Consider the following 20316-nt stretch of genomic DNA (forward strand, 5'->3'; position numbering starts at 1 on the left):
GCGTTGGCCATGAAAACCCCGGCCGAGGCATTTGCTTTAGCCGCATAATCTGAGCAGATTCTGCTGGGTCATTACACAGACGCTGATAGAAATATGTACTGCATGCCGGCTTTAGACCTTGCAGAAGTTGTGCAAGGGGATAGCGATCTTTGAGGGCATCAATCACCATCGTTTTTTCCCGGCTTGTCAGCCCGTGGAGGTTGATACCCATGTCTTTTTTATGAGTTCACTAGCCTTCTCCAGAATGTAGTGCTCCAGGCGAAGTTTGCGAACTCGGGCTTCCAGATCAGTTAACTCCTTGAGCAGGTCATCGCGCTGTTGTGCTAGTGGAACCGTATTTGTTTTGTTTGGCATGGGCTTCAAAGAGGCATGGCCAAGTAGCTGATGGTGCCAACTATATAACGTTTCCCGGGTCACACCGGGGCATCAGCCACCTCCTTTGCTGAGCCGAAGCGTGTATTCAACGCGATAATGGCCTGCTGCTTCGTGGCACGAGGCCGAGGCATATTGTGCGGCGTACTACTACCGGTGATTACCCGTTGATAGCCTCTGCGAAGATCCCGATTCTGTTCAAACGCCGCACACCAGGCCTTGAGCGAATTCTTGTTGGAATATCCCAGTTGACGCAACGTGGCATTTATCCGACGGCCGAGCTTCAAGTAGAGCATTACGGCGCGCAGACGATCCTCGTATGAATACATGAACTACTCCCAAAGTAGTCCGAGATTTTGTCCGCATCCCCGTTATCCACAAGAAGAAAACTTAATCATAGTCTTGCTGCCAACAAGGCACGCGCTTTTCGAAGAAGGCACGGTATCCTTCGTGCGCATCGGGTAATTGATATGCCTGCACAAACCGTTCAAGCTCGAATTTCAAATGCTCACGAAACTCGTCTCTGTAGCGGTGATCGGCAAGCTCGGTCAGAGTACGGATAGATGCAGCTGGCTGTTGCGCAATTTGAAAAGCCAGCTCTTGCGTCCGAGCATCGAGAAGCTCATCTTCCACGACTTCATCCACAATGCCCAAGGCCAGAGCTTCCTGAGCATTCAAAACTTCCCCTGTATACAGCAGACGCTTGCTTGCCGATGGGCCAATCAGCCGGGTGAGCAGGGCGACTCCCCCCGTTCCCGGCCATACACCTCGATTCACTTCTGGAAGCCCCAACCTGGCAGACTTCCCTGCTATTCTATAGGTACAAGCTAGTGCCAGTTCAAGCCCTCCCCCCATGCAGGCCCCGCGCAAGGAGGCGATGACGGGCGTATCAAGCTCCATCAAAGCCAATATCATACGATGTGCGTTCTTGCCATGAGCCAGTGCTACATTGGGGTCAAAGCGATCAGAAAATTCTTTTAAGTCAGCCCCCGCACAGAAGGCCTGCTCTCCGCTTTCCCAAATAACGCAGCGAACAGTAGCATCGCTCTTCACAGCATTGAAAAGAGTTCCCAGCTCTGCACGTATCACTTGCGTAAGAAGGTTCAGCGGTGGTTTATTGATCGAGCACCTCAATATGCCACCGTTTTTCCGTACCTTCAGTGTTGTAGAGTTTTCGATCATGTCTTCAGTAGATCCAGACCACGCAGCACGGGTTCCATTCTGGTCCCAAATGCATTGAAGTACTGCGCAAGGTCATCGCCAGCCTCCCAGACTTTTATAAAGCCTCGTTCTTTCAAGAAGTCGCTAAAGGCCTTCGACTCTTGGGCCTTTTTTGCTGATGCAATTAGTCTTTCCGTGACATCCTTAGGCATGCCTGCAGGGCCGACCAAGGCCATCCAACTACTCATCTCCCAATCTGTTCCATATATTTCCTTCAAGGTCGGCACATTGGGAAACATGTCGACACGTTCGCTATGTGTTAGCGCTAGTGGACGCACACGGCCAGCCTCGATTAGCGATCGGCCTTCGGCCGGAGATGCAGTGACAATATCGATACTACCGGCCATCAGCTCCTGATAGGCTGGGGCTGCTCCCTGGCTAGGTACCCATCTTAGGTAGTTGGGTTCCAATCCTATCGAACGCATCCAACCTCCCGCGTTTATATGCCAGCTGCCTCCGACACCTACGCCGGATGCCGTAAACGTGCCTTTCGGAGCCTTTTTAATCGCTGTCACCAGTTCTTGTATGGTTTTATAAGGCGAGGTCGACGAAACGGAAATACCGCCGGGCACAAAGCCCATGCGCGCAATAGGAGTAAAGTCGGCAGGCGTTATGTTCGCAAGTCCCATGAACTTGTAGAGCGTGATTTCCAACGTAGCCATGCCTAACGTATAACCGTCCGGTGCCGCATTGACGATTGCCGTATGCCCGACGATCCCCCCTCCCCCCGAGCGGTTCACAATATTAATAGGCCTATCCAAATCGCGCTCAAGCTCGAAACCCACTACACGTGCAATAGCGTCAGTCGCCCCCCCGGCTCCCCAAGGAACAATCATGCTGATGGGGCGATCTGGCCAGGCGGCATAAGCCGATCCGGACCATGCGAGTGTTGCTGGAAGCGCTGCTGCAAAACCTGCCTGCTGCAGGAAACGACGTCGGCTTGGAAGATGCTGTAGTTTCATTTTTTGTCTCCTTGAGTTTTATTGAAGTTGAATATGCGCAATCATCGAATCAGCCCGGCATTGCGCGTCAGGCAACATGTGTCTGGAAATAATTACATCAAATTGCGACATCAGCTTATCGGCGCAAAATCTTTGGACAAACCTTGGCGCAGGGCTTTTAGCAAAGGCAGAAGCCATATCAACGCACATACGGCCGCAAGAGCCGCTGCAATCGGTCGCTCGACCAATCCGAGCACGCTGTCGGACTTGATCATCGACGTGATGAAAGACTGCTCTAACAACGGCCCTAACACCATGGCCAAGATGGCTGGCGCTACCGGAAAACCATAGCGCTCCATACATAAGCCTATGACACCGAATACCAGCATCAGAACCACGCCATAGTTGGAGTTGGTGGACGCGTAGCCGCCGACAATGCAGAACAACAAAACCAATGGCATAAGCGCACTGTATGGGACGGAAAGAATATGCCTCGCGGCCTTGATCAACAGCCATCCAAGCGGAATCATCAATAGATTGGCAAGTATGAAGATCAAGAAAATCGCATACATACTTTCTGGATGATTGATAAACAAGGTCGGCCCAGGATTCAAACCCTTCATAAAGAGCACGCCGATAACGATGGCGGTAATGGAATCACCCGGGATGCCGAACACCAAGGCAGGAATCCAGGAGCCGCCCAACGCTGCATTGTTAGCCGATGTGCTTTCTATAATCCCTTCCACATGTCCCTTACCGAATTTCTCGGGAGTTTTAGAGAATTTTTTGCTAACGGCATACGCCACCCACGCCGCCACATCGGCACCCGCTCCGGGCAGTGCACCAATGAGAGTGCCTGTTATGTTGCCCCTGATCTGCTGACGCCAATATGTCTTCGCAAGAGTCCATGTGCTCTTAAAAATATTGCCGATATGCTGCTGAATAGGCGCAAGGGCGCTGTGATCGCTCATGGCATAGCGCAAGACCTCGGAAACGGCGAACATGCCTATCATGGCCGGTATAAATTCAATACCTGCAATCAAGTCCGTGTTGCCCATCGTAAAGCGAGGCGTACCGGCCGGATTATTAATGCCAACCATTGCAACCAGAAGGCCAAAGCAAAGACTAACGAGACCCTTGATGGGGTCCGCCCCAGCCATGAATGCAGCACACGTTATGCCCAGCATGGCAAGCCAAAAATACTCGAAAGAACTGAATTTTATGGCCACTTCCGCCAAAGCTGGAGCGGCAAAAATCAGCACAATGGTGCCAAAAATCCCCCCAAGTGCCGAAAAAATGACATTTGCGCCCAGCGCCAGGCTGGCTTGGCCATTGCGTGTCATTGCATACGCTTCGTCTGTATAGGCGGCAGAAGCTGGGGTGCCTGGCATGCGCATTAGGGTTCCCGGCACATCACCGGCAAAAATGGCCATGGCCGAGCAAGCCACCATGGCCCCCACAGCCGCGATAGGCTCAAGAAAAAAAGTAACAGGAACAAGCAAGGCCATGGCCATGGTTGCAGTCAGGCCAGGGATGGCGCCTATAAGCAGGCCAAACACCGAGGCCAGCACAAGAACAATAAGCGTTTGAGTCTGAAACACGATTGGAAGAGCATCTATTAACGGATTCATGGCTCTTTCCTACCAGCTAACGGTGCGAAGAATGCCCCAGGGAAGCGGCACTTTAAACAGGTTGTAGAACGTCAAATGAGTCACGATCACGGCAACTACTGCGGTAAGCAGAGACGACGTTATGCGTCGTGAAAATGCATAAATCAATATCGCTGTGCCTACGCCAGCCGTCAGGTGAAACCCAACTATGTCAGCCAGGGTTATATAAGCCACCAGCATGGCGACGATCAATACTCCTCCCAACCAATGTAACGGCGCCGGACGCAACGCTTGCTCGCCGGTTCGGTAAAAAGTACGCAACGCCAATGCCATTCCGGCAACGATCAATACGCCCGCTACCAAAGCCGGTAAAAATCCCGCTCCGTAAGATTGCCCTGGTGTCAATGGCATGCTGACCGCTCCAATCAGGAAGGCGCTTCCTAGCGCCACCGCCACGCCTGCCGACATCAAATCCTGCTTCATAGTGTCTCCTTTCTAAAATGACCTGTATTTCTTATTTGTGGACAAATTTTAGATTTAAATAAAATATAAATCAATGAATGTTTACAACATACACTAAAATTATCTTGATTAAATATGGCGATTGTTTACACTTTAACGAAATTCAGGAACAATGCAAGAATAAATTAGACGCCTTAACGGGCCACTCAAAACATATGGAGGATGAGCATGGAGCTTCAGGATATTTACACCAACCAAGGCCAATTGATTGGTGGCCATTGGGTGCAAGGCTGCGGTGAAACAGCACAGAACCAAGATCCGGCCACTGAGGAAAGTCTGGGTAATCTGAAGCAAGCTTCAGTCGCTCAAGTCCAAGAGGCGGTTGCGGCTGCGGACAATGCGCGCAATGCGATGCGGGCCCTTACCGCCTGGGATCGCTCAACTCTACTGCGCCATGCCGCCACCTTGATTCATCAGCGTGCACCCGCCATAGGTCGCCTAGTTGCTCTGGAAACGGGCAAGCCGATCAGTCAAGCAATAGGAGAAGCCAAGGTTGCATCGGAATCAGTGGATTGGTTCGCCGACGAAGCGCGCCGAATATTTGGCCTAAGTTATGAAAGCCGCGTGAAAGGCGACCGTTATCTAATCCATTACGAGCCATTGGGAGTAGTGGCGGCATTTGTGCCGTGGAACTTCCCGCTCGTTCTGCTGGCACGCAAACTTGCACCTGCCCTAGCCGCCGGCAATACAGTGGTAATACGTCCGTCCAGCGAAGCCGCCGGTGCGACCATGGCATTGGTGCAATGCTTTGTCGATGCAGGCTTTCCACCAGGAGCTATTAATTTAGTCATTGGCAATCCCGCCGACATTACACCAACCATCATGGATGATGCTCGCGTCGCAAAAGTAAGCTTTACCGGCTCGGTGTCGATCGGACGCCAGATTGTCGCAGCCTCAGCCCGAACATTGAAAAAAGTAAGCATGGAGCTCGGAGGACATGCGCCGGTCATCGTGCATTCGGATGCGGATGTCGAAGCATTCGTCGCCATGGCCGCATCTGGAAAGTTCCGCAATGCAGGGCAGGTCTGCGCCTCTCCTACACGTTTCTATGTACATGAATCCATTATTGAAGACATCGGCCAACGATTAACGGATGCCACTCGTGCCCTGCGCATAGGTACCCCCTTGGACAGTGGTACTGATATAGGCCCTCTAACCACCAATCGTCGCCGCGACGCCATCGAATGCTTGATCGACGAGGCGCGTGACGGCGGCGCAAAGGTTCTATGCGGCGGTGCACGGCCATCCCAAATCAAGAAAGGCTTTTACTACGAACCTACCTGGCTGCTCCGGCCCTCTGAAACGCTACGCATCATGAACGAAGAGCCATTTGGGCCAGTAGGCACCCTTACCCCTTTTTCGTCACTCGACGAGGTGGTCGAACAAGCGAATCGCCTGCCGTTTGCTCTAGCCGCATACGTTTTCACCCAGTCTCTTCGCCTTGCACACCTTACAAATGAAAGAGTCGAAGCCGGCGTAATTGGAGTCAACACCTTTGTTGCATCAAATGCGGAAACGCCGTTCGGTGGCAACAAAGATAGCGGGTTCGGGCGCGAGGGTGGCCCCACAGCTATTCGCGATTATCTCAACACCAAATTCATCAATCTGTCCCTGCCAGCCGAAAGAGCCTGACTAAAACACATTAAGGAAGCATCGCAATGAAAGTTGTCCAAAACTATGCAAAACAAAAATTGGCCCAAGGCAAGCTGGCGCTAGGAATGGGCTTGCGCCAGGCGCGCACGGTAGATATCGCCCAGATAGCCAAAAGCTGCGATTTCGACTGGCTATTCATTGACATGGAGCATAATTCGATGAGCATGGATACCGCCGCGCAGATTTGCGCTGGCGCATTGGCAGTCGGCATCGCCCCTCTCATTCGCGTACCTTCGCATGAATCATTCCACTCGACACGCTTGCTCGATACAGGAGCCCAAGGGATTGTCATCCCGCATGTGAACAATGCCAAGGAAGCCAGGCTCGTCGCTGATTTTTGCCGTTTCCCTCCTTTAGGCCATCGATCCATTCCAGGCGGCTTGCCACAAACCTATTTTGCGACGCTGCCGGTCACGGAAACGGTTAGGCTCATCAATGACGAAACCTTAGTGGTGGTCATGATAGAAACCCTAGAAGGCCTGAAGAATGTCGATGAAATTGCCGCCGTCCCCGGTGTCGATGCGCTCTTAGTCGGTTGCACGGACATGGCAGCGGAACTCGGCGTCACCGGGCAATTGGGTCACGCCTCGCTTCGCAATGCAATTGACGCCGTCAACAAAGCCTGCCAGAGCCACGGCAAAATAGCCGGAGTCGGCGGCGTATACGACGAGGCCCTGATGGCCGAATACGTAAATAAAGGAGCCAGACTAATTCTTTCCGGCTCCGATCTGGCATTTATGATGGCCGGTGCCAAAATGCGGTCTGCCGCACTGCGGTCTATCGAATCGACAATGCAAGCCGAGTGCAAGGTCGCCTGATTAACAACCTTCCCCGACCAAGGAAATATATTCATGAACCCGCAATACATCCTCGCTATGGTGGACCGCGCTGATTTGCGTCCCTATCTTAACGACGAGCATTTTGAGTTTCGCCGTAGCGTGGCGCGCGTACTCAGCAAACATGCAAACGCCGATTACATCCGCGAATGCGATGAGCAAAAGCGCTTTCCAGAAGAACTCATACGCGTCGGCGTCGAACAAGGCTGGTTTGCGCTGACCCTTCCCGAGGAGTATGGCGGAATCGGAGACTACCTGGATATGACGGCATTCCTGGAAGTCGCCGCCTATCACAGCATCGCACTTAGCCGCTTTTGGAACGCCAATATCAACATGGTGGGCGGTGCCGTCGCCCGCTTCGCAAATGAAGATATCAAAAGCGAAATCCTGCCCGACCTCGCAACGGGTCGAGGCTGGCTGGCCTTTGCCCTGAGCGAGAATGGGTCGGGCTCCGACGCGGCATCGCTGACCACCCGCGCCGTCGAAAGCGGAGATGACTTCATTATCGATGGAACCAAAATGTGGATAACCGGCGCGCTGCAAGCCAAATACATCTTGACCGCAGTACGTACAGACAAAGACGCCACGAAACATGATGGCATCAGCCTCTTACTCGTGCCTACCGACGCTGCAGGACTGGAGATTCGCCCGATAGACTTATTAGGCGGCAGCGCGATACGCACCTGCGAAGTCAATTATGTAGGCGTTCGAGTACCCCGCCGATTAATGGTCGGCGAGCTGCATTATGGCTGGAGGCGATTGACCGCCGTGCTTGCCAAAGAGCGGGTCGCTTTAGCCGCCATGTGTGCAGGCGCGGCACAGGCGGCCGTCGACCTGGCACGCTGGTACGCCAATGATCGCAAGCAATTCAGTCAATCCATCATCGATTTCCAGGCCGTCTCCCATATGCTTGTCGATATGCAGACACAGGTGGATGCTGCGCGGATGATGGCCTATCGAGCCGCCAAGATGCTGGCCGATGGCCTCCCCTGCGACAGCGAATCCTCACAGGCAAAGTACTTTGCTTCAGATGTTTACGTCAAAGTAGCGACCGACGGCTTGCAGATCATGGGAGCCAACGGCTACGCCATGGAATATCCAATGCAACGCCACTACCGCGAGTCCAAATTATTTCAGATATTCGGCGGCACCAATCAGATTCAACGCAACATCATTGCGCGCACATTAAAGGAACGAGCATGAGCCTGGTTCAAGAATTGAACAGCCTGGGCCTGGAAACCGAAGAATTGCACACAGATGTCGTAATCGTCGGCGGTGGAGGCGCAGCCTCGCGTGCGGCGCTCTCCGCTAGGCTTGCGGGAGCTAATGTGCTGCTGCTAGCCAAAGCTCCTTTAGGAGTGGGGGGTAGCACTGTGCACGGGGCAAGCGAAATCATGAGCATGGGAGCTTCGGGCTACGGTAGCAAAAACGATAGCCCCGAAATCCATTATCGCGATACCATGTCCGCTGCTGCCGGTTTTATAGACCCCAATCTGGTCCGGGTTCTGGCCGAAGATGCACCAGCCCGAATAAAAGACCTAATTGATTATGGCGTTGCATTCGATAAGGCCGGCTACGGAGCCATCCACGGCGCACAACCCGGCGAAGAGCGGGATTACAAGTTAATCCGAAGCGACTTCGGCAGCTACGCGAGAGCAATGGGCGTTTCTGGAAAGACCGGGAAAGCGTTCGTGACTGCTCTGGCGGAACAGGCCCTGATGCGAGGCGTCGTTGTCCGGACACCGGCGGCGCTGATCGATCTATTGTTCGATACGCAGGGCCATGCTGCAGGAGTCCTGGCATTCGACAGTGAAAAAAACCGCTGGCTGGTTGTACATGCACGTTCAGTAGTGCTGGGTACCGGCGGTGCCCATGGCCTGTTCTCGCAGCAGGTTTCCACCTCGGAAATGACGGGCGATGGCCAGGCCGCTTGTTGGCGCGCCGGTGCTGAGCTCGTCAATATGGAGTTCCATCAATTTGGTCCTGCCCTTATATATCCCTATATCCAGTTATTCAGTAAGGCTTGTTTCGTCCTCCATCCCAAGATGACCAACGCCTTGGGCGACGAGTTCCTAGCCGGCTATCTGCCTTCTGGCACGAGTATCAATGAGGTGCATGACGAGAAAGTATTCCCGTTCACGGTCAGCAATGCATCCCGATGGATAGACATCTCCATAGCACGGGAAATAGCTGAGGGGCGAGGAACCGCCCGGGGAGGCGTGCACTTTTCTTTCTCTCATGTAGATACCGAGCGACTGGAAAAGACGATGCCTAACACTAGCCGCTGGATGAACGAACGCGGACTGGATCCCCAGAATGACCTCTTGGATGTCGGCATCGCCTTCCAATGCCTGAATGGCGGGGTGCGCATGATGGATGCCGACGCTCGCACATCGCTTGCCGGTGTGCATGTTATCGGCGAGTTGGCGGGCGGGATTCGCGGACCAGATAGGCCTGGTGGCAATTCGCTAGCCGAAGGACAGGTATTCGGCCACCGGGCGGGTAGTGCAGCCGCAAGAGATGCGCTCGAATCCGGGCCGCCGCGGGTACCTGTCGCCGATGGCATTGCCGACAGGCTGCATCGCGCATTGAAAAAGAATGCCGGCTTCGATGCGGAGCATGCAGTTCGTGATTTGCAAACTGCAATGCAGCGCCATGCGCTGGTCGAGAAAAATGAATCGGGCCTACAAAAAACACTCGATCTCGCAGAACGGATCGAGCACACGCTCAGCATAGGCGGCAACGCCTCAACAAACCAACTGCAGCAGGTTCTTACTCTAGACAACATGGCGACGACCGCTCAAATAATCCTGCGGGCTTGCCTGGAGCGGCGCGAAACCCGCAGCGGACATTATCGTACCGACTACCCGGAACGCGACGATACCAAGTTCGGCCATGCCCTCTCCTTAAAACGCTTAGACAATACGTTCACTTTTAGCGCTATTGCATACCCAGCGCACACCTGAAGAGACCAGGAGATACACTTGAACAACCCAGCGAAACCCAGCCCGATGGGCGGAATACGTATTCTGGACCTGACCGTCATGACGGCCGGCCCGGTCGGAACAATGCTATTGGGCGATCTTGGCGCCGACATCATCAAAGTCGAAGAACCCACGCACGGCGACTTGGCTCGCGATCTGGGCACACAGTTCGTCAACGGCGAGAGCGTGCAGTTTCTTGCCCAGAATCGCAATAAGCGCAGCATACGCCTGAATTTGAAATGCGAAGCCGGCAAGGAGGTCTTCTTGCGGCTCGCAAAGAACGTCGATGTCATCGTCGAGAATTTCCGGCCTGGAACGGTAGATCGCCTGGGCATCGGGTACGACGCAGTCAAAGCCATCAATCCGCAGATTATCTATGCGAGTGTCTCGGCTTTTGGCCAAACCGGACCTTATTCAGGGTGGCCTGCGAACGACCCGATCGTACAGGCCGTGTCTGGTTTGATGGACATGACCGGCGAAGCCGATGGGAGGCCAACCCGGGTAGGCGCGCCTTTACCAGATTTCGGTGCCGCAGCCATGCTGGCCTTCGGCATCAGCGCCGCCCTGCTCCATCGCGAACGCCACGGAGTAGGCCAGCGACTGGATACATCGCTACTCGGCGCATCGCTATTTAGCACTATACCGCGCGATGGCGAGGCCATCCGCAGCGGCAAGCCGCCGGCACGTTTGGGTAGCGGGCATCCCACTATGGCGCCCTATCGCAATTATCAGGGGTCCGATGGAAGGTATTTCTTCGCCGCAGCTTTTACGGAAAAATTCTGGATAAATCTGTGCAAGGCCATCTCACGGCCGGACTTGCTTGAGGATGCCCGATTTGCAAGCAATACAGCCCGCACGACAAATCGAGAAGCGTTGGACGGCATCCTAGAAGGTATCTTTATCCAGGCTCCCGCTGCTCAGTGGGTGCAACTCCTTTCGGAACGCGATGTACCGTGCGCTCAAGTCCAGGACTACCACACAGCCCTGACCTCGGATCCGCAGGTTTGCCACAGCGGAGCAGTCATGCATTTTCACCACCCAGTCGCCGGCGATATGACCAATCTAGCCAATCCGGTGAATCTGCATGCCAGCCCGGCCACCGTTTACCGCCCTCCCCCGATCCTGGGTCAGCACACCGAGGAGGTCCTCCAGGAGCATGGCTTTAATACGGACGAAATTTCGGAACTATTGCATACAGGCATTGTGCAAGGCTCGCGTATAGAAGTGGCTAAAGGAGCGAATAACTAAATGAACGATCGTACCGAAGAACCTGGGGAGGTCATTAGCGCAGACTACGTGATTATCGGAGCAGGTACAGCAGGCTGTGTACTGGCCAACCGCTTGTCTGAAAATGGGCGCTATCATGTCTTGCTGATCGAAGCAGGTGCGCGTGACCTTCATCCGTTAATACATATTCCAGCGGGCTTTCTACGCCTGCTGGATCATCCCAGTATCACCTGGAAATACAGGACGGCGCCTGAACGTCATGCGGCAGGGCGAGAAATTGTTTTTCCACGTGGCAGGGGATTGGGAGGCTCCAGCTCGATTAACGGCCTGCTCTATGTAAGACCCTTTGCTGAAGATATCGATGCATGGGAAAAATCCGGGGCTAAAGGATGGAGTTTTTCCGAATGCCTGCCGTATTACAGTCGATCGGAGACATGGACCGAAGATCAACATATAAACCGTGGCAGCAATGGGCCGATACAAGTTGCCCGCGTATCAGCGCCGCCACAGGTATGTGATTATGTCATGTCGGCAGGCCAAGAAATGGGGCTGGAGAAAATCGATGACCCCAATGCGGATACCCGTGGCCCATCAATCTGGTACTACCAGCAAACGCGCGATGGCCGCCGCAGATCGAGCGCCGCACGCGGATACCTAAAACCGGCCAAGGGTCGCCGCAATCTGCGGATACTGACCAATGCTTACGTCAAACAGCTCATTCTCGAAGACAAGACTGCAATAGGTGCTTTATGTCTTCAACACGACGGAAAACAAATAGAAGCGAAAGCAACGCGCGAGGTCATCATCTGTGCGGGCGTTATCGGTACCCCAAAATTATTGGAATTATCCGGCATCGGCGATCCCGATGTGTTGGACAATGCAGGCATTCGCACACATCACGTTTCGCGAGAGGTTGGAAAAAACTTCCAGGATCATTACGTCGCGAGACTATGCTTCCGCCTTAAAGACACGAGTACAGCCAACGAGCGATCACATGGTATGGCGCTACTAAAGGAGTTAGGCAAATACGTGCTGTCAGGACAAGGAATCCTGACCTATAGCGCAGCCGTGGTCGGCGCTTTTGCTTCCACCGGCTTTTCCAACCGTCCCGATGTGCAATACGTTATTGCTCCTGGCAGTTTCCAAAGCGGGCGAATCGGCGAACTGGAGAAAGAACCCGGTATTTCCTGCGGCGTATGGCAGATGAGACCGGAGAGCCGCGGAACCGTCCATATAGGAAGCAAGCATCACTCCGCCGCTCCGGTGATTATGGCCAATTATCTTGACAATGAAATCGACGGTCGTAGCCTGGTGGCAGGCTTGCAAATAGGTCGGAAACTATTCGAACAATCGTCCATAAGCCGCTATGTCATCAACGAAACAGTGCCCGGTAAGCACGCAACAAGCGATGCTGAACTTCTGGAGTATGTGCGCGAGAATGGCTCCACCGTGTACCACGGTGTAGGAACTTGCCGCATGGGTGGCGATCCAGATTCAGTAGTGGATGAAAAATTGCGTGTAAGAGGCATCAAGCGATTACGCATCATCGACGGCTCAATCATGCCGACAATTACATCAACCAACACCAATGCGACGGTATTGATGATAGCCGAGCGAGCCGCCGACTGGCTGCTGGAATCCGCAACCGTTCCACTTGACGAATCTCAACACTCGATAGCCTCAAATAACGACACGGGCCGCTGCAACGGAGACTGAAACAAAGCCGGCAGTATGGCGCTACCGCGCCAAGAACTCCTTTACCAAACGCACGAATTCATCGGGCCGCTCCAGCGGCGCCAGATGTCCGGTTGGCATTTCGGCGTAGCGCGCGCCCGGCACGGCGGCGGCCAGCGCCCGCGCATGAGACGGCGGCACCATGTGGTCGTGCGTGCAGCCTATTACCAGGGTGGGCGCGACGATGCGCCCGACGTAAGCGCTCATATCCAATGTCAGGTCCAGCTCGACCTGGCGCAGCATGCCTTCCCACCAGTTGGTGGCCATGATCATCTCCAGCGTTTCATCGACCTGCTGCCGGCTCCAGCCGGCCAGAAAATCGGGACTGAAGCCCGTTAGAAGCACCATGCGGGCCAGGGCCCGACGATCCGTGGCGATAAGGTCGCGCCACAGTTCGAATTGCAGCTTCAGCCGGCTGTCGGCGCCCGCCGCCAGGCCGGCCAGCAAGACCACCGACCGGACCTGCTCGGGATGCTCGGCCGCGATGTATGCCGCGATGCAAGCCCCCAGCGAATACCCCACCAGATCGAAGGGCGCCTTTCCGCCCGCGTTGGCCGCCCCCAACACCTGATCGGCCAGCATTGGCAGCGTCAGGACGCCGTCGCCGTCCCGCGTTTCGCCCGAGCCGGAATAATCGGGGCGGACGACCGTCCATTGCCCGGCAAACTGGCCCACCAGGTGCCCCCAGTTGGTCTGCGAATCCGCGCCGGTTCCATGCACCAGCACCAGCGTGGGTCCTTCCCCATCCACCCGGTATGCGACTCGCGCGCCCGCCACGTCGACCATTGCCATCCTGTTTTTTCCTCTTGAAATTTTTGCGGCCGATCTTATATATCACAACAGGAGGCGGGATGTCTTTCCCGCCCTGCGGAGCAAGGCTGCGTTCCCTGGAATCGGGCCCGTGCTCTGTGGATATCAAAGGTAAGTCATCTTATAGCGAGGTTGAAAATGGCAAACAATCTGATGCGCTTCAATCCATTCGGCGAACTTTCCCGTTTCGACGCATTCCGCGACTTTGACGAGATGTTCAAGAATTTCCGCCTGAGCGGCCCGCTAGGCGAGCAGGCGGCTCCACGCATAAACCTGGACGTTTCCGAAAGCGAGCAGGCTTACAGCGTGAAAGCCGAAGTGCCCGGAGCCCGGAAGGAAGATGTAAAGGTCACGCTGGACGGAAACACGGTCTCGATCCGCGTCGAGACGCGAAAGGAAAGCGAGCAAAAAGACGGTGAAACCGTCCTGCACAGCGAACGCTATTACGGCGTGCAATCGCGCAGCTTCGTGCTGGCGCAGGACATAGACGATGCCCAGGCCAGCGCTCGGTATCAGGACGGTGTACTGGAGCTGACGCTGCCAAAAAAGTCGGGCGAGAAAGGCGCGAAAGTGCTGGAAATAGCTTGATCGAAGCCCCGCGCCGGGACACTGGCGCGGGCCGGCTTCTGACCGATCTATCTCTGTGTTTCAAGTAAAAAGCGGTAAAGTTGGCCGATGCCGTCGAAAGCATCGGCCTTTCTTTTCGATAACAACAATGGAGCGTAGACAGTGTCCAAAACAAGAGTAGTCAGAATCCAGGACTTCGGTCCCGAGTCGGTCATGCAGGTGCTAGAGGAAGACCTGGCTGCGCCCGCGGCGGGCCAGGTTCAGGTTCGCCAGGAAGCCATCGGCTTCAACTACATCGATATCTATCAACGCCAGGGCGTCTATCCGCTGCCTCTGCCTACCGGTCTCGGCCACGAAGCCGCCGGCGTGGTCGTGGCGGCCGGCCCGGGCGTATCCGATTTCAAGGCGGGCGATCGCGTGGCCTATATGAACGCCGGCGTGGGCGCCTACGCCAGCCTGCGCAATGTGCCGGCTGACAAGCTGCTGGCCCTGCCGGACGATATCTCCGGCGAGGATGCGGTGGCCGTGCTTTTCAAGGGCATGACGGCTCAGTATCTGCTGCACAAGACCCACCGAGTCCAGCCTGGCGATATGGTGCTTGTGCACGCGGCCGCCGGCGGGGTCGGCCAGATACTGTGCCGCTGGGCCAAGCATCTGGGCGCCTTCGTCGTGGGAACGGCCGGCTCCGCGGAAAAGTGCCGACTGGCGCGCGAGGCCGGCTGCGACATCGCCATCGACTACAGCTTGCCCGACTGGCCTGCAACGCTATTGGCCGAAACGGGCGGCCGCAAGGCGCGCGTCGTCTACGACTCGGTGGGCCGCGATACCTTCCTGCACTCGCTCGATTGCGCGGCGCCCTTCGGCCTGGTCGTTTTGTACGGTGCGGCGTCAGGACCGGCCCCCGAAATTTCTCCCGAATTGCTCAACAAGAAAGGATGTCTCTTTCTGACCCGTCCGTCGGTTTTTCCCCATAACGCCGATCCGGCGACGTTTCGGGCGAATGCCAGGGTGCTGTTCGACGCGATGTCTTCGGGCGCTGTGCAGGCCGGCATCGGCGCCCGTTATCGCCTTGACGATGTGGTGCAGGCCCATGAAGCCGCCCAAGCGCGCCGGACCAGTGGCGCCATCGTTCTAATCCCCTGATTTCCCGCCCCGGCTTTCCCGGATTTCGAGAGCAACTTGAATTCGGGAAAAATCCGGGGCATAATTTCATTCGTTTATGTATACAAAAGAATTCATCCACACACAAAATAAGAATACGGATTTCACATACCTATTTTCAACTTGAAGAAGAGCTATTGATGACGCTGGAACGAGTAGAACAAAGCCGCCTGACCGATATCACGGTCAAAGCCCTGCAAACCTATGGGCTCAGCGAGCCGGATGCCCGCAGTACCGCCGAAATCCTGGTGCTGGCCGACATGTTCGGCTTGCATACCCACGGGGTCAGCCGCGTGGAGTCGTACGGCGAGCGCCTGGATTTGGGCGGCATCAAGGCATCGGCGGAAATGAAGATTGAAAAGTCGGCCCTCGCCATCAGCAAGGTCGACGGGGACAACGGCATCGGCCCCCTGGTTGGCCAAACCGCCTTGAAAGAAGCGATGGCATTGGCTCAGCAGACCGGCGTGGGCGTGGTTTTTGCGCGCGGCAGCAATCATTTCGGGCCGATTTCCCCCTACGCCTTCCTGGCGGCCCAGCAAGGCTATGCCTCATTCATCTGCAGCAACGCCACGACCACCATTGCGCCATGGGGCGGCCGCGAGGCGCGGCTGGGCAACAGTCCGCTGGGTTTCGGCATACCCAATCCCGGCGGCGACCCTTTCCTGCTCGACATGGCGCTAAGCGTCGTGGCCAGGGCCAAGATCCGGCAGGCCTTGCAGCAAGGCGCCTCCATCCCATCCACCTGGGCAACCGACAAGGAAGGCCGCCCCACCACCGACCCCAAAGCGGCGCTTAGCGGTTTCCTGATGGCTATCGGCGGCCACAAGGGCTACGGCCTGGCCCTGGTCGTCGATCTGCTGGCGGGCCTGTTGTCGGGCGCCTCCTATCTGACCCGCATCCAGTCATGGGTCGACAACCCCGAGGCGCCGCAAGATCTGGGCCACTTCTTCCTGCTGATCGACACCGCGCGCCTGGGCGGCGCCGATTGGTTGAGGGAAAGGATGGAGGATTTTCGCGGCATTCTGCACGACACGCCCGCAGCCGATCCGGCCATGCCCGTCATCGTCCCCGGCGAGCTGGAGCTGAACAAATATCGACTGGCGCAAACCAGCGGCGTCGAAGTCGAGAAGGCCTCTATGGAACACCTTTTAAAGCGAGTGGCGTGATAATTGGGGCGACTCAATCTTCAAGCGACCAATTCCATGCCTATAAAGAAAAGCAACACGCAGGCCGGCCAGGCCTACATCGAACTGAAGCAGCGCATCGTGTCGGGCGAATTCGGTCCCGAGGACAGGCTGCGTGAAGTCGAACTGTCCGAGCGCCTGGGCATGAGCCGGACCCCCGTCCGCGAGGCGCTCAAGCGCCTGGAGGACGAGGGCCTGCTTACGCACCAGCCCCGCAAGGGACTGCTGATCACAACGCTGGACCAGCAGTCCATCACACAGCTGTATTCCTTGCGGGAAATCCTCGAAGGCGGCGCGGCGCGCTTCGCCGCCAAGCATGCCGACGACATCGAAATCGACAATATGCGCGCCATACTGGAAGACAGCAAGAACGGCGCGGATCCGATCAAATCGAACTACGATTTTCATCAGGCCATTTATGCCGCGTCGCATAACCAGTTCCTGATCAAAGCCATCAACAACCTGATCGATTCCACCGCGCTGCTCGGCCAGAGCACGCTGGCGCATACCGGTCGGCCGGCGCTCGCCTACCAGGAGCACATGACGCTGTTTAACGCCATTGCGGCACGCGATGCGGACCATGCCGAACAAGAAGCGCGCAGCCATATCAGGCAGGCTCTGCTGGCCCGCCTGAAACAGCAACGGTCAACCCCCGCCGGCGGCTGACATACAAACATTAACTTTCCAGCCAGGAACCATTCCATGAACACCAATCTATCCGACGCCCGCGCCGTATTGCTGCCTACCGGCAAACTCAGAGCCGCCATCAATTACGGCAATCCGGTGCTGGCCCAGAAAAACGCCGCCGGCCAGCCTCAAGGCGTTTCGGTCGCTCTAGCCAAGGCCCTGGCGCAGCGGCTGGATGCCGAACTGGAAATCGTCGCCTTCCCCGCAGCGGGCAAGGTGGTTGATGCCGCCAAGGACGACGTCTGGGATATCGGCTTCCTGGCCATCGACCCGCTGCGGGCCGAAGAGGTCATGTTCACATCGCCCTACGTCATCATCGAAGGCACTTACCTGGTCAAGCAAGACAGCGGACTGAATGCGCTGGAAGATGTGGATGCGGTCGGCCTGCGCATCGCGGTCGGTAAAGGCGCGGCCTACGATTTGTTTCTTAGCCGCGAACTGAAACACGCCGGCATCGAGCGCGCGGAAACCTCGGCGGGCGCCGTGGATTTATTCCTGGCGCAAGGGCTGGACGCCGCCGCAGGCGTCCGCCAGCCGCTGGAGGCCGCGGCGCGGGAGCACGCAGGGCTGAAGGTGCTGCCCGGCTACTTCACAGCCATCCGCCAAGCCATGGCCACCCCCGTCAAGAACAAGGCGGCGCATGCCTACCTGCAATCCTTCATCGAAGAAATGAAGGCCAGCGGCTTCGTGGCGCAGGCGCTACAGGAAAGCGGCCAGGGAGAGGCCACAGTGGCTCCCGCCGGGAACTGACATCTGCAAGGCCTTCAACCAGAAACATTCAAACCGAATCAAGGCACACCTATGTTCGCTGCTCCTCCTGAAACCACCGCGCGCGTTTTTGCCACCTTACCCAAAGAGCTCGAAGGCGACGCACGCCAGTCGTATTGGCTGCAACAACAGCACAAGGGCCGCCAGCTTCCCGCCTTTTTCGAAGGCCCGTCCTTCGACAGGGAAGGCAATCTTTACTGCGTCGATGTGGCCTATGGACGCGTCTTCCGCATAAACCCGCAAGGCCAGTTCCACCAAGTCGTTCAATACGACGGCGAACCCAACGGCCTGAAAATCCATCAGGACGGCCGTATTTTCATCGCCGACTACCGGCATGGAATCATGGTGCTCGATCCGCATAACGGGCGCATAGAGCCTTACTTCACACGCCCGATGTTCGAACGGTTCCGTGGCGTGAACGACCTTCATTTCACGTCCAACGGCGATCTCTACTTTACCGACCAGGGCCAGAGCGGACTGCAGTCTCCCAACGGCCGCCTGTTCCGGCTAAGCGCCGGCGGCAAGCTGGACTGCCTGTTGAACAACATTCCCAGCCCCAACGGCCTGACCTTCAACGCCGCCGAAACCGATCTGCTGCTGGCCGTTACCCGGGCCAACGCCATCTGGCGCGTGCGCTTCTTCCCCGATGGCAACGTTTCAAAATCGGGAACCTTCATCCAGATGTCGGGCGGATTGGCCGGACCGGACGGGCTGGCGCTGGACGAACAGGACAACCTGCTGGTCTGCCATATGGGCATGGGCAGCATCTGGAAGTTCAGCCGCCTGGGCGAGCCCGTGCTGCGCATCCGATCACCCAAGGGCATTCTTACCAGCAATTGCGCCTTCGGCGGGAAGGACAACAAGACCTTGTTCATCACCGATTCGGAAACCGCGTCGATACTTGCCGTCGACCTGGATGTTCCAGGCAGGAAAACCTACGCGCTAAGTTAATTTCACACCTCATTCCATATCGAATCGCCTTAGATTTCAGGACATCCAATATGAAACATTCCACACTCATTGCCAAACGCAAACTCCTGGCAGCCGCCATGGCCGGCTGCCTGTTGGCCGCGGCGCCCGGCCTGGCTTCGGCCCAGGGCTCGTATCCGGACGGCCCCATCACGCTCATCGTGCCCTTCCCCGCTGGTGGCGGTGTGGATGTGGTCGGACGCATCCTTGCCAAAAGCCTGGCAGCCGAACTGAAGCAATCGGTCGTCGTCGAAAACAAACCCGGCGCCAGCGGCATGATAGGCGCCGGCTACGCGTCCAGCGCGAAACCGAACGGACAGACGCTGCTCCTGGCCAGCTCCGGCGAGGTCGCCATCAACCCGCATCTATACAAGAAGATGTCCTACGACCCGGCGACCAATTTGGCCCCCGTTACCCTGGTTGCCAAGATCCCGAACATTCTGGCTATCAGCAACAAGCTGCCGGTCGACAATCTGGCCGAGTTCGTCGATTACGCAAAGAAGAACAGCCAGGACCTGTCCTACTCGTCCAGCGGCATGGGCAATATCCAGAACATCTCCGGAGAATTGTTCAACAAGCTGGCCGGCACCCAGATTCTTCACGTTCCCTACAAAGGCTCTGCGCAAGCCGTGGCCGATGTCGCGGGCGGGCAGATCAGCGCCACGTTCGCCAGCGGAGCCGCATTGCTGCCGTTCATACAGGCCGGCAAGGTCAAGGCCGTGGGTGTTTCTTCGGACAAACCCATGAGCGCGTTTCCGAATGTCCCACCCATCAGCAGCATCCCGGGGCTGCAGGATTTCGTATTGGTCAACTGGTTCGGCTTGTTCACCACAGCCGGTACTTCGGATGCGATCATCGCCAAGCTGAATGCCGCCACGGTAAAGGCTCTTAACGATCCAGAAGTCGTGAAGACGCTGGAGAACCAGGGCGCGCAACCGGCACCGATGACTCCCGCCGAGTTCGGCAAATTCCGCGCGGAGCAGTCGGAGCTTTTTGGCCGGATCATCAAGGATGCCGGCATCAAGATCGAATAAGCACCACCACCCACGCCGCCCTATCATCCACGCCGT

18 protein-coding genes and 2 pseudogenes are annotated in these 20316 nt (G+C 56.4%); 13 read left to right on the forward strand and 7 right to left on the reverse strand.

Annotated features, from left to right (window positions below):
* Positions 1–76: 76 nt before the first annotated feature.
* From V0R37_RS23395 to V0R37_RS19490, 6 genes and pseudogenes are all read right to left on the reverse strand, one after another.
* Positions 77–479, reverse strand: a pseudogene (locus V0R37_RS23395) (transposase); the annotation flags it as partial.
* 60 nt (positions 480–539) lie between these two features.
* Positions 540–701, reverse strand: a pseudogene (locus V0R37_RS23400) (IS3 family transposase); the annotation flags it as partial.
* Between the two features lie 61 nt (positions 702–762).
* A complete protein-coding gene (locus V0R37_RS19475) occupies positions 763–1554 on the reverse strand; it encodes an enoyl-CoA hydratase/isomerase family protein (RefSeq protein WP_420376132.1) in 792 nt (263 codons plus the stop codon).
* Entirely contained in the window at positions 1551–2555 is a 1005-nt protein-coding gene (locus tag V0R37_RS19480; RefSeq protein WP_420376133.1) for a Bug family tripartite tricarboxylate transporter substrate binding protein, read from the reverse strand. The genes V0R37_RS19475 and V0R37_RS19480 overlap by 4 nt, the downstream gene beginning before the upstream one ends.
* Positions 2556–2665: 110 nt before the next feature.
* Positions 2666–4165 carry a tripartite tricarboxylate transporter permease gene (locus tag V0R37_RS19485; RefSeq protein WP_420376134.1) on the reverse strand — a complete coding sequence of 500 codons (1500 nt, stop codon included), beginning with the start codon at positions 4163–4165 and terminating at the stop codon, positions 2666–2668.
* Positions 4166–4174: 9 nt separating this feature from the next.
* The gene (locus tag V0R37_RS19490; protein ID WP_420376135.1) at positions 4175–4627 is read right to left on the reverse strand and encodes a tripartite tricarboxylate transporter TctB family protein; all 453 of its coding nucleotides are present in this window, start codon (positions 4625–4627) and stop codon (positions 4175–4177) included.
* 207 nt (positions 4628–4834) lie between these two features.
* Here V0R37_RS19490 and V0R37_RS19495 point away from each other — a divergent pair, with 207 nt between their 5' ends.
* From V0R37_RS19495 to V0R37_RS19520, 6 genes are read left to right on the forward strand one after another with little or no spacing between them, the layout of a single operon-like run.
* Positions 4835–6298 carry an NAD-dependent succinate-semialdehyde dehydrogenase gene (locus tag V0R37_RS19495; RefSeq protein ID WP_420376136.1) on the forward strand — a complete coding sequence of 488 codons (1464 nt, stop codon included), beginning with the start codon at positions 4835–4837 and terminating at the stop codon, positions 6296–6298.
* Between the two features lie 26 nt (positions 6299–6324).
* A complete protein-coding gene (locus V0R37_RS19500) occupies positions 6325–7137 on the forward strand; it encodes an HpcH/HpaI aldolase family protein (protein ID WP_420376137.1) in 813 nt (270 codons plus the stop codon).
* Between the two features lie 33 nt (positions 7138–7170).
* Positions 7171–8358: an acyl-CoA dehydrogenase family protein gene (locus V0R37_RS19505; RefSeq protein ID WP_420376138.1), complete on the forward strand. Its 1188-nt coding sequence runs from the start codon at positions 7171–7173 to the stop codon at positions 8356–8358.
* On the forward strand, positions 8355–10121 hold the full coding sequence (locus V0R37_RS19510) for an FAD-binding protein (RefSeq protein WP_420376139.1): 1767 nt from the start codon (positions 8355–8357) through the stop codon (positions 10119–10121). The genes V0R37_RS19505 and V0R37_RS19510 overlap by 4 nt, the downstream gene beginning before the upstream one ends.
* Before the next feature lie 18 nt (positions 10122–10139).
* A complete protein-coding gene (locus tag V0R37_RS19515) occupies positions 10140–11387 on the forward strand; it encodes a CaiB/BaiF CoA transferase family protein (RefSeq protein WP_420376140.1) in 1248 nt (415 codons plus the stop codon).
* Positions 11388–13082, forward strand: a complete 1695-nt coding sequence (locus V0R37_RS19520; RefSeq protein ID WP_420376141.1) for a GMC family oxidoreductase — start codon at positions 11388–11390, stop codon at positions 13080–13082.
* Between the two features lie 21 nt (positions 13083–13103).
* On the opposite strand, the gene V0R37_RS19525 is transcribed toward V0R37_RS19520, so the two are convergent.
* The gene (locus tag V0R37_RS19525) at positions 13104–13892 is read right to left on the reverse strand and encodes an alpha/beta fold hydrolase (RefSeq protein WP_420376142.1); all 789 of its coding nucleotides are present in this window, start codon (positions 13890–13892) and stop codon (positions 13104–13106) included.
* Positions 13893–14048: 156 nt separating this feature from the next.
* Here V0R37_RS19525 and V0R37_RS19530 point away from each other — a divergent pair, with 156 nt between their 5' ends.
* The 7 genes from V0R37_RS19530 (at position 14049) to V0R37_RS19560 (ending at position 20280) form a co-directional block, all read left to right on the forward strand.
* Positions 14049–14498 (forward strand): Hsp20/alpha crystallin family protein, encoded by a 450-nt coding sequence (locus V0R37_RS19530; RefSeq protein ID WP_264131809.1) that lies wholly within the window; start codon positions 14049–14051, stop codon positions 14496–14498.
* Between the two features lie 192 nt (positions 14499–14690).
* Positions 14691–15620: a quinone oxidoreductase family protein gene (locus V0R37_RS19535; RefSeq protein ID WP_420376285.1), complete on the forward strand. Its 930-nt coding sequence runs from the start codon at positions 14691–14693 to the stop codon at positions 15618–15620.
* Positions 15621–15778: 158 nt separating this feature from the next.
* Positions 15779–16804, forward strand: coding sequence for an Ldh family oxidoreductase (locus tag V0R37_RS19540; RefSeq protein WP_420376143.1), 1026 nt, complete (start codon positions 15779–15781; stop codon positions 16802–16804).
* A 36-nt stretch (positions 16805–16840) separates the two neighbouring features.
* On the forward strand, positions 16841–17488 hold the full coding sequence (locus V0R37_RS19545; RefSeq protein ID WP_420376144.1) for a GntR family transcriptional regulator: 648 nt from the start codon (positions 16841–16843) through the stop codon (positions 17486–17488).
* 36 nt (positions 17489–17524) lie between these two features.
* Entirely contained in the window at positions 17525–18259 is a 735-nt protein-coding gene (locus tag V0R37_RS19550; protein ID WP_420376145.1) for an ABC transporter substrate-binding protein, read from the forward strand.
* 51 nt (positions 18260–18310) lie between these two features.
* Entirely contained in the window at positions 18311–19228 is a 918-nt protein-coding gene (locus tag V0R37_RS19555; RefSeq protein WP_420376146.1) for an SMP-30/gluconolactonase/LRE family protein, read from the forward strand.
* 50 nt (positions 19229–19278) lie between these two features.
* Positions 19279–20280 (forward strand): Bug family tripartite tricarboxylate transporter substrate binding protein, encoded by a 1002-nt coding sequence (locus tag V0R37_RS19560; protein ID WP_420376147.1) that lies wholly within the window; start codon positions 19279–19281, stop codon positions 20278–20280.
* Positions 20281–20316 lie beyond the last annotated feature (36 nt).

Source organism: Pollutimonas rozaliensis (assembly GCF_048751585.1).
GTDB lineage: Bacteria > Pseudomonadota > Gammaproteobacteria > Burkholderiales > Burkholderiaceae_B.

Excerpts from the sequence above, each read along its gene's own strand:
- V0R37_RS19495 (WP_420376136.1), top strand. The coding sequence starts at position 4,835 with ATGGAGCTTCAGGATATTTACACCAACCAAGGCCAATTGATTGGTGGC.
- V0R37_RS19530 (WP_264131809.1), top strand. The coding sequence starts at position 14,049 with ATGGCAAACAATCTGATGCGCTTCAATCCATTCGGCGAACTTTCCCGT.
- V0R37_RS19490 (WP_420376135.1), bottom strand. The coding sequence starts at position 4,627 with ATGAAGCAGGATTTGATGTCGGCAGGCGTGGCGGTGGCGCTAGGAAGC.
- V0R37_RS19475 (WP_420376132.1), bottom strand. The coding sequence starts at position 1,554 with ATGATCGAAAACTCTACAACACTGAAGGTACGGAAAAACGGTGGCATA.
- V0R37_RS19520 (WP_420376141.1), top strand. The coding sequence starts at position 11,388 with ATGAACGATCGTACCGAAGAACCTGGGGAGGTCATTAGCGCAGACTAC.
- V0R37_RS19545 (WP_420376144.1), top strand. The coding sequence starts at position 16,841 with ATGCCTATAAAGAAAAGCAACACGCAGGCCGGCCAGGCCTACATCGAA.
- V0R37_RS19510 (WP_420376139.1), top strand. The coding sequence starts at position 8,355 with ATGAGCCTGGTTCAAGAATTGAACAGCCTGGGCCTGGAAACCGAAGAA.
- V0R37_RS19560 (WP_420376147.1), top strand. The coding sequence starts at position 19,279 with ATGAAACATTCCACACTCATTGCCAAACGCAAACTCCTGGCAGCCGCC.
- V0R37_RS19485 (WP_420376134.1), bottom strand. The coding sequence starts at position 4,165 with ATGAATCCGTTAATAGATGCTCTTCCAATCGTGTTTCAGACTCAAACG.
- V0R37_RS19500 (WP_420376137.1), top strand. The coding sequence starts at position 6,325 with ATGAAAGTTGTCCAAAACTATGCAAAACAAAAATTGGCCCAAGGCAAG.
- V0R37_RS19540 (WP_420376143.1), top strand. The coding sequence starts at position 15,779 with ATGACGCTGGAACGAGTAGAACAAAGCCGCCTGACCGATATCACGGTC.
- V0R37_RS19550 (WP_420376145.1), top strand. The coding sequence starts at position 17,525 with ATGAACACCAATCTATCCGACGCCCGCGCCGTATTGCTGCCTACCGGC.
- V0R37_RS19505 (WP_420376138.1), top strand. The coding sequence starts at position 7,171 with ATGAACCCGCAATACATCCTCGCTATGGTGGACCGCGCTGATTTGCGT.
- V0R37_RS19525 (WP_420376142.1), bottom strand. The coding sequence starts at position 13,892 with ATGGCAATGGTCGACGTGGCGGGCGCGCGAGTCGCATACCGGGTGGAT.
- V0R37_RS19480 (WP_420376133.1), bottom strand. The coding sequence starts at position 2,555 with ATGAAACTACAGCATCTTCCAAGCCGACGTCGTTTCCTGCAGCAGGCA.
- V0R37_RS19555 (WP_420376146.1), top strand. The coding sequence starts at position 18,311 with ATGTTCGCTGCTCCTCCTGAAACCACCGCGCGCGTTTTTGCCACCTTA.
- V0R37_RS19535 (WP_420376285.1), top strand. The coding sequence starts at position 14,691 with ATGCAGGTGCTAGAGGAAGACCTGGCTGCGCCCGCGGCGGGCCAGGTT.